Origin of the sequence: Nonomuraea glycinis (assembly GCF_014646515.1) — a bacterium.
Taxonomy (GTDB): domain Bacteria; phylum Actinomycetota; class Actinomycetes; order Streptosporangiales; family Streptosporangiaceae; genus Nonomuraea; species Nonomuraea glycinis.
The window spans coordinates 616,516-628,639 of the sequence record NZ_BMNK01000003.1 but is presented as its reverse complement, the minus strand read 5'-3'; the positions used below and the strand labels follow the sequence as shown (position 1 = coordinate 628,639).

General features: G+C 73.4%; 9 protein-coding genes. 7 read left to right on the top strand and 2 right to left on the bottom strand.

Translation table 11 applies throughout. From position 1 onward, the window contains the following. The first annotated feature begins 5 nt into the window (after positions 1 to 5). The 6 genes from IEY87_RS12435 to IEY87_RS12410 all read left to right on the top strand — a co-directional run bounded on the left by IEY87_RS12435 (position 6) and on the right by IEY87_RS12410 (position 8,220). A complete protein-coding gene (locus IEY87_RS12435) occupies positions 6 to 689 on the top strand; it encodes a response regulator transcription factor (protein WP_189138707.1) in 684 nt (227 codons plus the stop codon). Further along, entirely contained in the window at positions 686 to 3,955 is a 3,270-nt protein-coding gene (locus tag IEY87_RS12430) for a DUF4153 domain-containing protein (protein ID WP_189138706.1), read from the top strand. Before IEY87_RS12435 ends, IEY87_RS12430 begins: the two co-directional genes overlap by 4 nt. An 8-nt stretch (positions 3,956 to 3,963) precedes the next feature. Next, a complete protein-coding gene (locus IEY87_RS12425) occupies positions 3,964 to 5,493 on the top strand; it encodes an N-acyl-D-amino-acid deacylase family protein (RefSeq protein WP_189138705.1) in 1,530 nt (509 codons plus the stop codon). A 277-nt stretch (positions 5,494 to 5,770) separates the two neighbouring features. Beyond that, positions 5,771 to 6,628: an alanine racemase gene (locus tag IEY87_RS12420; RefSeq protein WP_229699328.1), complete on the top strand. Its 858-nt coding sequence runs from the start codon at positions 5,771 to 5,773 to the stop codon at positions 6,626 to 6,628. Between the two features lie 8 nt (positions 6,629 to 6,636). Further along, positions 6,637 to 7,014 carry a RidA family protein gene (locus IEY87_RS12415; protein ID WP_189138704.1) on the top strand — a complete coding sequence of 126 codons (378 nt, stop codon included), beginning with the start codon at positions 6,637 to 6,639 and terminating at the stop codon, positions 7,012 to 7,014. A gap of 9 nt (positions 7,015 to 7,023) precedes the next feature. After that, the gene (locus IEY87_RS12410; protein WP_189138703.1) at positions 7,024 to 8,220 is read left to right on the top strand and encodes a hypothetical protein; all 1,197 of its coding nucleotides are present in this window, start codon (positions 7,024 to 7,026) and stop codon (positions 8,218 to 8,220) included. 1 nt (position 8,221) lies between these two features. Here IEY87_RS12410 and IEY87_RS12405 read toward each other — a convergent pair whose 3' ends face one another. Then, entirely contained in the window at positions 8,222 to 8,839 is a 618-nt protein-coding gene (locus IEY87_RS12405; RefSeq protein WP_189138702.1) for a LysE family translocator, read from the bottom strand. A 102-nt stretch (positions 8,840 to 8,941) separates the two neighbouring features. Here IEY87_RS12405 and IEY87_RS46975 point away from each other — a divergent pair, with 102 nt between their 5' ends. Continuing rightward, the gene (locus tag IEY87_RS46975) at positions 8,942 to 11,680 is read left to right on the top strand and encodes a helix-turn-helix transcriptional regulator (RefSeq protein ID WP_189138701.1); all 2,739 of its coding nucleotides are present in this window, start codon (positions 8,942 to 8,944) and stop codon (positions 11,678 to 11,680) included. Here IEY87_RS46975 and IEY87_RS12395 read toward each other — a convergent pair whose 3' ends face one another. Then, a complete protein-coding gene (locus IEY87_RS12395) occupies positions 11,681 to 12,058 on the bottom strand; it encodes a response regulator transcription factor (protein ID WP_189138700.1) in 378 nt (125 codons plus the stop codon). It lies immediately after the preceding gene. Between the last annotated feature and the right edge of the window lie 66 nt (positions 12,059 to 12,124).

The window sequence follows — 12,124 nt, the reverse complement described above, 5'->3', positions numbered from 1 at the left end:
CGAACGTGACAGAGCAGCGACGCATCCTCGTGGTCGAAGACGACGCCACCATCGCGCTGGCCGTGCGCGACCGGCTGGCCGCGGAGGGGTTCGGCGTCCGGGTGGCCGCCGACGGGCACACCGCTCTGGCCGAGTACGGCAGGGCGGAGCCCGACCTGGTCATCCTCGACCGGCTGCTGCCCGGCCTCGACGGGCTGGAGGTGTGCCGCCGGATGCAGGCGGCCCGGCCGGTGCCCGTACTCATGCTGACCGCCCTCGGCGAGGAGACCGACGTGCTGGTCGGGCTCGGGGTGGGCGCCGACGACTACCTCGCCAAGCCGTTCAGCATGCGGGAGCTGGTCGCCCGGATCCACGCGCTGCTGCGCCGGGTCGAGCGGGCCGGGCAACTCGTCGCCGAGGACACCGTGATCAGGGTGGGCGAGGTGGAGATCGACACCGCCGCCCGCAGGGTGTTCGTGCGCGGCACGGAGGCCCAGCTCACCAGGACCGAGTTCGACCTGTTACGCCGCCTGGCGGAGCGGCCCGGCCAGGTGTTCGAGCGCGAGCGGCTGCTGTCGGACGTGTGGGGCTTCTCCGAGGCCGCCGCCACCAGGACCGTCGACAGCCACGTACGGGCGCTGCGCCGCAAGCTCGGCCCCGACGTGGTGCGGACCGTGCACGGCGTCGGCTACGCCCTGGTGCGGCGATGAGACCGCTCGACTTCCTCGGCCGGATCAAGGTCAAGCTCGGCCTGGTCATCGTGCTGGCGGTGGCGACCGCGTTCGTCGTCAACGAGGTCGGCATCGCCTCCAACATCTCCGCCGAGACCCGCATCGCCGTGGCCGTGGCGCTCGCCCTGATCATGGTGCAGCTGCTCGCCACCGGCATGACCAAGCCGCTGCGCGAGATGGCCAAGGCCGCGCAGACCATCGCCAAGGGCAGCTACACGCTGCGCGTCCTGGCCACCTCGCGCGACGAGGTCGGCGAGCTGGCCAGGGCCTTCAACGCGATGGCCGACGAGCTCGGCGCCGTCGACAGGCAGCGGCGCGAGCTCGTCGCCAACGTCAGCCACGAGCTCCGCACGCCCATCACCGGCCTGCGCGCCGTGCTGGAGAACGTCGTCGACGGCGTGTCCGCGCCCGACCCGATCACCATGCGCACCGCGCTCGCCCAGACCGAGCGGCTCGGCCGGCTCGTCGCCCAGCTCCTGGACCTGTCCCGGCTGGACTCGGGCGCGCGGCTCATCGAGCCGGAGGCGGTCGAGCTCGCGCCGCTGCTGGAACAGGCCGTGCGGGAGGCGTCGCTGGCGCGCGACGACGTCCGGCTGCTGCTGCGGGCCCCCGGCGGGCTCGCCCTGCGCGCCGACCCCGACCTGCTCGCCCAGGTCCTGGCCAACCTCCTCGACAACGCCGTACGGCACAGCCCGGCCGGCGGGACGGTCACCGTGACCGCCACCGGGGAGGGCGCCGGGATCCGCCTCGCGGTCGCCGACCGGGGGCCGGGCATCCCGGAGTCGGCCAGGGCGCGGGTGTTCGAGCGCTTCTCCCGGCTGGACGCGGGCCGCGCCGCCGACGCCGGGGGCGCCGGGCTGGGGCTGGCCATCGTGAAGGAGATCGTCGAACTGCACGCCGGCTCGATCCGCATCGACGACTGCGCGGGGTGCCGCATGGTCATCGACTTACCAGGGAGGACCACGATGACCGACGAGCCACGGCAGCCGGCCGAGAACGGCGACCCCACCTCGGCCCCAACCCCCCGGCCCGAGGCCGGCCAGGACACGGCCGAGGCGGACCGGGCAGTGGTGGTGGTGCCCGACCGGGTCGAGAGCGCGGACGGTCCGGCCGAAGCCGGGGGCCGGCCGGTCGAGGGCGCGGGCGGTCCGGCCGAAGCGGGAGGCCGGCCGGGTGCGGGTGGCCGTACCGAGGGAGAGGGCTCGGGTGATGTCGGCGGGGACGTGCTCAAGGCTTCTCCCGGTACGGCTGGGGCCGCCCTCGTGGGGCAGGGGGGCGGACCGGGCGCCGGGGGAGATGCGCCGGTGACGTGGCCGGTTGGTCAGGTGCGGGCTCGGGAGGCGGGTGAGATGGCCCGCGAGCGGCTGGCGAAGATGGCCGCGGGGATCGTCATCGGGGTGATGGTCGGCTTCCTGATCGGGATGTTCGCGGCCGTGTTCGCCAGTGTGATGCTGGGAGACGGGTTCGGGCTCGTCATGCTCGTCCTCTGCACCGCGCTCTTCGGCGCCGTCGGCGCGTCCCTGGGCGCCGGCTCGGGCCGCAGGGGCACCGGCCCGGCCATGGCGGAGCGAGCGCCGTACCGACGCGAGGAGCCGTCGCCCGGACAGCCGCACGGCACGCCGTACCCGCGTCAGGAGTCGTCGCCGGGACAGTCGCACGGCACGCCGTACCAGCGTCAGGAGCCCTTGCCTGGACAGCCGCACGGCGCGGTCGCCGCGACGTACCAGCGTCAGGAGCCGTTGCCTGGGCAGCCGCACGGCGCGCAACCCCCGCCGCCCGCCTACGTGCCGCCGCCGTTGTTCCCCCGGCCGGAGCTGCCGGAGACGCCGCGCTGGCTGTTGCCGGCGGCGGTAGGGGCGGGCGTGTTCGCGGCGGTGGCGCTGCCCGACGCGCAGGCGGGGCTCGGGATCGTCCTGGTGTCCATGGTGCTGGGCGCGGCGGCGCTGCCCGCGGTGCTGCGCCGGATGACGCCGTGGACGGTGACGTTCGGGCTGGTGGCGTACGCCCTGATCGCGATGGCCGCGGTCCGGGACGCCGACTGGCTGGTGGCGCTCCTGGTCCTCGCGGGGGCGGGACTGGTCGCGCTGGCCGTGTCCGGAGCCGGGCTCGGCTGGCTGGGGGTGATCAGGGGCGGCGCCTCGGTGCTGCTGGCGCTCGGGCCGGTGCCCTGGTTCCTGGCCAGGCCGCTGAAGAACCTGCGGGCCAAGGGCGCCCTGGTGTCCACGCTCGCCGCGCTGGGCATCACGGCCGTGCTGCTGGTGGTGTTCGGGCTGCTGTTCGCCTCGGCGGACGCGGTGTTCGCGAGCTATGTGGAGCGGCTGATGACCACGCCCGACTGGGCCGAGTCCCTGCCGCTGCGGATCTTCGTGTGCGTGCTGTTCGCGGCGCTGCTGGCCGCCGTGGTGCTGGTCGCGTCGCGGCCCGTCGTCGACCCGGTGGCGCCGGAGATCAAGGTCGGCGTACGCAGCACCGTCTGGCTGCTGCCGCTCACCGCGGTGAACCTGCTGTTCGCGGCGTTCGTCATGGTCCAGCTCACCGCGCTGTTCGGCGGCGACGCCTGGGTGCTGAAGACGGCGGGGCTCACCTACGCCGAGTACGCCAGGCAGGGCTTCTTCCAGCTCGTCGCGGTCAGCGTGATCGTGCTCGGCATCGTGGCCGTGGCCGCGAGCGTGCTGCGCACCGAGCGGCGCGCGCGCTGGGTGCTGTCCGGACTGCTCGGCGTGCTGTGCGGGCTCACCCTCGTGGTGCTGTTCTCCGCGCTGCACCGGCTGGGCCTCTACACCGACGCCTACGGCCAGTCCCGGCTGCGCCTGTCGGTGCAGGCCGCGATCTGGTGGCTGGGCGCGCTGTTCGCGCTGGTGCTGATCGCCGGCGGGGCGCGGCTGGCCGGGCGGTGGACCGGCTGGCTGCCGCGCACGATCGTCCTGGTCACCGCGCTCGGCCTGGGCGCCTTCGCCGTCGTCAACCCGGACCTGCGGGTGGCCGAGTCGCAGGTCGTGGCGCGCCAGGGGCAGGCGTTCGACGCCGACTACCTGGGGGACCTGGGCGCGGAGGCCGTCCCTGCGCTGGACCGGCTGCCGGAGCCGCTGCGCAGCTGCGTGCTCGCCGACGTGGCCGCCGCCAACGAGCTGGTCGGGCCCGACCCCTGGAACGGCTGGAACCTGGCCAGGGCCGAAGCCCGCGCCCTGCTGGCCGAGCATCCCATCCGCCCGGCCGCCTCCTGCGCGGGCCGTGCTGGTGATTGAATCCATAGGTGACGTTCGATGTGGTCATCAGCGGTGGCCGGGTGCTCGACGGCACCGGCGCGCCTCCTTACAAGGCCGACGTGGCGATCTCCGGCGACCGGATCGCGGCGGTGGGCCGCCTCGAAGGGGCGCGGGCCGCGTCGGTGATCGATGCCGGGGGGCGGCTGGTCGCGCCGGGGTTCGTCGACTGCCACGCGCACGGTGACGCGGCGGTCTTCGACCCCGGGGTGCAGCTCGCGGCGCTGCGGCAGGGCGTGACGACGATGGTGCTCGGCCAGGACGGGCTGTCGTTCGCCCCCGGCTCCGCCGAGACCGTCGCCTACACCTCCCGCTACTTCGCCGCCGTCAACGGGCCGCTCCTGGAGGGCCCGCTCACGGTGGCCGAGCTGCTCGACGGCTACGACCGCTCGGTGGCCGTCAACACCGCCTACCTGCTGCCGCACGGCACGATCCGCTACGACATCATGGGCCCCGCGGCGCACCACGCCGCCCGGGACGACCTGGACCTGATGCTGGCTCACGTGGAGCGCGGCCTGGCCGAGGGCGCGTGCGGCCTGTCCACCGGCCTGGAATACCTGCCGGGCCGCTACGCCACCGCCGCCGAGCTGGCCGAGCTCTGCCGCCCGCTCGGTGGCCTGCCTTACGTCACCCACATGCGCGAATACGGCTCCGGGGCGGGCGTGGGCATGGCGGAGGTCGTGGAGATCGCCGAGCTGTCCGGCGCCGCCGTGCACGTCTCCCACCTGCACGGCCCGGCCGACGTGCTGCTGCCGCTGGTGGACGAGGCGCTCGGCAAGGGCGTCGACCTGACCTTCGACACCTACCCCTACCTGCGCGGCAGCACGATCCTGGCGATGATCGCGCTGCCGCCGCAGGTGCCGGGCGCGGAGACGGACCGGGCCCTGGAGATGATCGCCTCCGCCGAGCTCGACGCCTGGTGGCCGGAGCTGGCCCAGACCTATCCGCGCCTGACCATCTCGCACGCCCCCGGCCTGGAGTGGGCGGAGGGCCTGACCATGGTCGCCGCGGCGGAGCGGGCGGGCATGGAGCCCGGCGAGTTCTGCCGCCGCCTGCTCATCGAGACGCGGCTGGAGGCGGGCTGCGTGGCCGCCCGCCCCGACGAGGGCCCGGCGGGCGAGGAGTCCGTACGCCGCGTCCTGCGGCATCCGTCGCACACCGGCGGCTCCGACGGCATCTTCGTGGGCGCGCACCCGCATCCCCGGGCGTTCGGGGCCTTCGCCCGCTTTCTCGGGCGGCACGTGCGCGAGCTGGGCGACTGGACGTGGGAGCAGGCCGTGGTGCATCTGGCCTCGCATCCGGCCAGGCGGTTCGGGCTGGCGGACCGTGGGCTGCTGCGGGCCGGGTTCGCCGCGGACGTGGTGGTGTTCGACCCGGTGACAGTGGGGGACCGGGCCACCTACGACGCGCCGCGCAGGCTGGCTCGCGGGGTGGACGATGTGGTGGTGTCGGGCAGGCCGGTGCTGGCGGGCGGCGAGCTGACCGGCGCGACCCCCGGCCGGGCACTCCGGCCGCGATGACCGTACGGGATCTTCGAGCTCAGGCCGCGATGACCGTACGGGATCCGCATGCGTCGCGGGCCGTACAAGATCTTGAGGAGGGGTGGTGTGCCGTGCGGGAAGGTTCCGTGCTGGACGGGGAGCTCGGGTTTCCGGTGATGGTGGTGCACCGGGAGGCGCTGGAGCACAACATCGCGACCATGGCGGCGTTCGCCCGTGAGCATGGGCTGGAGCTGGCGCCGCACGCCAAGACGCACCTGTCGCCGGAGATCGCCGCGCGGCAGCTCGCGGCGGGGGCGTGGGGGCTGACCGTCGCGACGTCGCGGCAGGCGAGGACCGTGCGCGGGTTCGGGGTGAGCCGGATCATGCCGGGCTGCGGTGGGCGGCGGGGGAGCTGGAGCGGGATCCGGGTTTTGAGTTCCTGTCGTTCGCGGACTCGGTGGCCGGGGTGGACATCCTGGCCCGGCACGCCGGCTCGCGGCCGTTCCGGGTGCTGGCCGAGCTGGGGCACGCCGGTGGCCGGGCCGGGTGCCGGACGCTGGACGAGCTGCTCGCCGTGGCCCGGCACGCGCAGGAGACCGACGGGGTCGAGCTGGCGGGGGTGGCCGGGTACGAGGGGGCGCTCAAGTCGGCGGCCGAAGTCCGGAAATATCTGGACTCGCTGCAGGAGGCCGTCGAGCATCTGCGGGTCCGTACCCCGATCCTGAGCGTCGGCGGCAGCCAGTGGTTCGACGTGATCGGCCGCCACCTCGCCGCCACCCAGGCCAGGATCCTGCTGCGCAGCGGCGCGTACGTCACCCACGACGACGGCTACTACCGCGACCGCACCCCCTTCAACCGCCTCGACGGCGAGCTGCGGCCCGCGCTCGAAGTGTGGGCGCAGGTGCTGTCCACCCCCGAGCCCGGCCTCGCGATCGTCGGCATGGGCAAGCGCGACGCCCCCTACGACGAGGGCCTGCCCATCCCCAGACGCGACGGCGTCACCGTCGTCGCCATGCAGGACCAGCACACGATCGTGCACGCCGACGGGCTCGCCCCGGGGGATCTGCTGGCCTTCGGCATCTCCCACCCCTGTACCGCTTTCGACAAGTGGCGGTCCCTGCCGCTGATCGAGAGGGATTATCGGGTCAGCGGCACCATAACCACCCACTTCTAGGAGCAGCCATGAAGAAGGAGCTCAGATCCGCCGAGGCGGCAGCCCCGATCGGCCCCTACTCACAGGGACTCGTCGTCGGCGACTTCCTCTACACCTCCGGCATGGGCCCGCTCGACACGGCCGGCGAACTCGTCGGCACCGACGTGGCCACCCAGACCCACCAGGTCATGCGCAACCTCGGCGCCGTCCTCGCCGCGCACGGCCTCGGCTTCGACGACGTGATCAAGGCCACCGTCCACCTCCAGCACGTCAAACGGGACTTCGCCGCCTACAACGAGGCCTACAAGACCTACTTCACCCAGCCGTACCCCGTCCGCACCACCGTCGGCTCCGAGCTGCTCGACATCCTGGTGGAGATCGACTTCGTAGCCCACAAGAGCGCGTAAGGTCGCTTCGTGGACAGTTCGGTGTACGTCTTCGTCGAGGACCTGCGCGGCGAGGGCGTCGAGCGGGTGCTCGACAGGATCAGCGCGTACGGCGTGCGCGGCGTCACTGTAGGCGCCGTGCACCACGCCTCCCGCGACATCACCCCGCACGGACTGTCCAGGCTGACCATCCGCCGGGAGGGGGCGCACTTCCCCCCGCCGCCCGACCTGTTCTCCGGCCGCCGGCTCAAGCCGGCGACCGGGCACCAGGACGCCCTCGACGGCCTGCGCGAGGCCTGCACCAGGCGTGGGCTCGCGCTGCACGGCTGGACCGTGTTCCTGCGCAACGCCACCATCGGCGCCGCGCACCCCGACGTGACCGTACGCGACTGCTTCGGCGACCGCGGCTCCCCGGCCGACCTGTGCCCCGCGCACCCCGACGTGCGCGAGTACGCCGTCGCGCTGGCCCGAGCCGTCGCCAGGCTCGGCGTCGACAGCGTGGTCGCCGAGTCGCTGCACTTCAGGCCGCTCAAGCCGGAGCGCTCCTTCGTGCCGCTCGGGCCGATGGACGCCTACCTGTTCGGCCTGTGCTTCTGCGACTACTGCATGCGCCGGGCCGCCGACCTCGGCGTCGACGCCGAGGTGGCGCGCGAGGAGTGCGCCAGGATCGTCGGCGGCGTGCTCGGCGGCGACCCGCCCGCGCAGGGCGAGGTGACCAGGGCGGCGCTGACCGCCTACGCCGGCCCCGACGTCGTCGCCTACGCCCGCGCCCGCTCCGAGACGGTCACCACCCTCGTCTCCGAGGTCGCCTCCGCCGTCGCCGCCGAGGGCTCCAAGCTGGTCTTCATCGACTCCACCGGGGCCGTCAAGGGCTACCGCGACGGCCTGCCGACGCCCGGCCTGGCCGCGCACGACGCCTGGCAACTCGGCGTGGACCTGGTGGCGCTCGGCGACCTGGTGCCCGCCTTCGGCGTGCTCGCCTACGCTCGCGATGCCGCCCGGGTGGCCGACGACGTCGGCGCCTACCTGCGGTCGGTGGGCAAGGACCGGGAGGTGCGGGCGGTGCTGCGGCCGGGATATCCGGACAGCGACTCCACCGACCGGCTCGTGGCCAAGGCCCGGGGGGCGAAGGCGGCGGGGGCGATGGCGGTGGACTTCTACGCCTATGGCCTGGTGCCGCACCCGGTGCTCGACCGCATCCCGGCGACCCTGGCCGAGGCTTTTTGAGTCATCTGCTCCCGGCGAACGCCGTGGCCATGCCCAGGCCCAGGTAGACGACGCCGCTGACGTACCGCATCGAGGTGGCCTTGCGCTCCAGGCGGCCGCTGAGCGCGCCGGCCGCGAACGCGTACGCCAGGTCCGACAGCAGACCGAGGACGAGCAGCGTGAGCCCGAGCACCACGATCTGCGGCGCGGGCGGCCCCGCCGACGGCTCCAGGAACTGCGGCAGGAACGCCAGGAAGTACAGCGTCACCTTGGGATTGAGCACGTTGACCAGGACGCCTTCGAGGAAGATCTTGCGCAGTGGCTGGGGAGGCGGGGCCTGCGTGACGGTCTCCCGCTTGGCGGTGAAGGCGCGCACGCCGAGGTAGACCAGGTAGGCGACGCCCGCCCACTTGACGATCGCGAACAGTGTCGCCGACTGCGAGATGACGTACGACAGGCCGGCGGCGGCCACGGCGATGTGCACGAGCGTCCCGGCCTCCACGCCGAACGCGCTGGCCAGCGCCGCCGTCCTGCCCTGGGCCAGGCCGCGGGCGGTGATGTAGAGATGGTTGGGCCCTGGGATGAGCACCAAGACGAGCGAGGCTTGCACGAAGAAGACGAACGTTGTCAGGGAGATCACGAATGCTGAGCGTAGGCCGACTTTGGTCCTCTCGTCAGGGCCAATCACGGCCGCTGATCGTGGTCCAATGGGAATGTCGGGGGCGCGTGGCATAGTGGCTGGGTGAACGGAACTCTCGTCGGGCGCTCGGCCGAGCTCGCTCGGCTCTCGCGGGTGCTCGAAGCGGCCGCCGCGGGCACGGCGGGGGTCGCGCTCGTCGGCGGAGACGCCGGCATCGGCAAGACCCGGCTGGCCACCGAGCTGGTCGCGGAGGCCCGCCGGCGCGGTTTCAACGTGCTGGTCGGCCAGTGCGCCGAGCTCGGCGACGCGCTGCCCTACCTCCCGCTGGCCGACGCGCTGCGCGGCGCGGAGCCGGGAGTGCGCGAGGCGGCCGCCGCCCACCCCATGCTCGGCCAGCTCCTGCCGGGCACGGAGAGCGCGCCGTCGGCCGGGCTCACCCAGCAGCGGCTGTTCGGCTCGCTGCTCGGGCTGCTGGCGGAGGTCCAGCCGGTGATGTTCGTGATCGAAGACCTGCACTGGGCCGACCGTTCCACCCGTGACCTGCTGGTCTTCCTCAGCCGTATGGTGCAGACCGAGCGGGTGTGCGTGGTCGGCACCTACCGCACCGACGATCTGCACCGCCGCCACCCGCTGCGCTCGGTCCTCGCCGAGCTCAAGCGGCTGCCCAGCGTGACGCACGTGGAGCTGGGCCCGCTGGACAGCGGCGACATGTCCGATTATGTCGGCACTTTGGGGCCGGTGGACGCCCGCGCGCTCGGCATGATCGTCACCCGGGCCGAGGGCAATCCCTTCTACGCCGAAGAGCTGTTCGCCGCCGTGGCCGAGGGCGACACCCTCCCCGACGGGCTGGCCAGCCTGCTCATGTCCCGGGTCGAGGTGCTGTCCCCGGCGGGCCAGCAGGTGCTGCGCGCCGCCGCCGTGGCCGGCCGCCGCGTCGAGGACGAGCTGCTGTGCGAGGTCTCCGGCCTGCCTCTGGCCGACTTCGAGGAGGCGGTGCGCGAGATCGTCTCGCGCGGCCTGCTGCGCGTCCGGGGCCCCGGCTACGCCTTCCGCCACGCCCTCCTCCAGGAGGTCGTCTACACCGACCTGCTGCCGGGCGAGCGCACCCGCCTGCACGCCGACTTCGCCCGCCTGCTCACCGCCCCCGCCGAGCTCGCCCACCACCACCTGGCCAGCCACGACCTCGCCGGAGCGCTGGCCGCCTCCACCGAGGCGGGCCGCCAGGCCGAGCGCCTCGGCGCGCCCGCCGAGGCCCACAGCCACTACGAGCGGGCGCTCAGCCTGTGGGACCGGGTTCCCGACGCCGCCGAGCTCGCCGGGGAGAGCCGCGTCGCGCTGGCCTTCCGCAGCGCCGTCATGGCCGCCGACAGCGGCGACAACCACCGCGCCGTCGCCGCCCTGCGCGCCCTGCCGCCCACCTCCGAGGTCAGCGAACGCCTGGCCTACTACCTGTTCGAGACGGACGACTTCGACGCCGCCATCGCCGCCGCCGAGCACGCCGTGCAAACCGCCTTCGACCAGATCGCCCTGGCCAGAGCCCTGGCCACCTACGCCCGCACCCTCCTGTGGGGCCACCGCCACGCCGAGGTGGAGGAGCTCGCCCACCGCGCGCTCGACACCGCCCGCACCGCCGGCGCCAAGGACGCCGAGGTCGGCGCCCTGCTCACGCTGGCCACCTTCACCGAGATCCGGCACGACATGGCCGCCGCCCACGACCTCGTCGAGACCGCCTCCGCCGAGAGCACCGGCGACCTGGCCATGGACCTGCGAGCCCGCTTCCACCACGCCCGCATCCACTACGAGCAGGGCCTGCTCGCCGAGGCGGCGGAGGTGGCCGACGAAGGCATCCGGCTCGCCGTCGAAAGCGGCCTCAAGTGGAGCACCTACGGCACCGACCTGCGCTTCCTGCGCTTCCTCATCCACTACGTGGCGGGGGAGTGGGATCAGGCCGAGTCGGTGGCCGGTGGCTTCGGCGCCCGCGTCGGCACCGCCCCCGAGGCCACCCTGTCGTCCTTCGCCCTGTTCATCGAGGTCGCCCGCGGCCTGCCCGCCGTCGAGGACCGGCTGTCCTGGCTGCGCCCCTTCTGGCACGACGCCCTGGTCGCCTACATCTCCCGCGGCCTCGCCGCCGAGCACGCCCTCTGGCAGGGCGACCCCGCCACCGCCCTCGACCACATCCACGCCACCCTCGCCACCCTCGACCCCGGCGAATCCGGCACCATCCGCATCGCCGCCATCGGCCTGTGGGCCATGGCCGACCTCGGCATCACCGAGGGCGCCGACGACCTGCTGTCCCGCGCCCGCTTCGCCCTCACCACCGGCCCGGTCGGCGAGGGCGGCCAGTTGGGCCCTGAAGGCCAGGCCTGGGCACTGCGCCTGGAGGCGGAGTGGCACCGCGTGCACGGCCGCCTGGACCCCGACCTGTGGCGCGAGGTCGTCACGTCCTTCTCGTACGGGTTCGTCTACGAGGAGGCCAGAGCCCGCTGGCGCCTGGCAGAGGCCCTGCTGGCCACCGGCGACCGGCCGGCCGCGCAGGCCGAATGGGAGCACGCCAGAGAGCAGGCCGGAAAGCTACGAGCGGCACCCCTCGAAGCGGCCCTGGCCGAGTTCGGCAGACGAGCCCGCTTCGGCACCGGCGACCCCGAGGGCGGCCTCACGGCCAGGGAAGTAGAGGTCCTGCGCCTCGTGGCCGAAGGCCTGACCAACCGGGAGATCGCCGCACAGCTGTTCATCGCCCCCAAGACGGTGAGCGTGCACGTGTCCAACATCCTCGCCAAACTGGACGTCTCCACCCGCACCCAGGCGGCGGCGGCCGCCCGCAAGCACGGCCTGCTCGCCTGACTACCTGCCGGCCAGCTCCCTGACCACCTGGATCAGCTCCGCCGGGTCGAAGGGCTTGGTCAGATACGCGTCGACGCCGATGCTCCGGCCCCGCCGCTTGTCGTCATCCTGCGCCCGCGCGGTGATCAGCAACAGCTTGATGTGGCTGGTCGCCTCGCCGCTGCGTAGCTGCTGCGCGGTCGTCCACCCGTCGAGGCGCGGCATCATCACGTCCAGCGTGATCACATCCGGCATGACGTCGAGCACCTGGTCAAGGCAGTCCTGCCCATCGGTGGCGGTCGTCACCTCGAACCCCTCAAGGTGGAGATTGACCGTGATGAGCTGACGAATGACCTCGTCATCGTCTACGACCAGTACTTTCCCAAGAACCTCGCCCACGGCGGCAAAGCTACCCGTAGCAGGGCTGTCACGTGCGGTTTTCGCGTGATGTGTTCGCGGACCTTT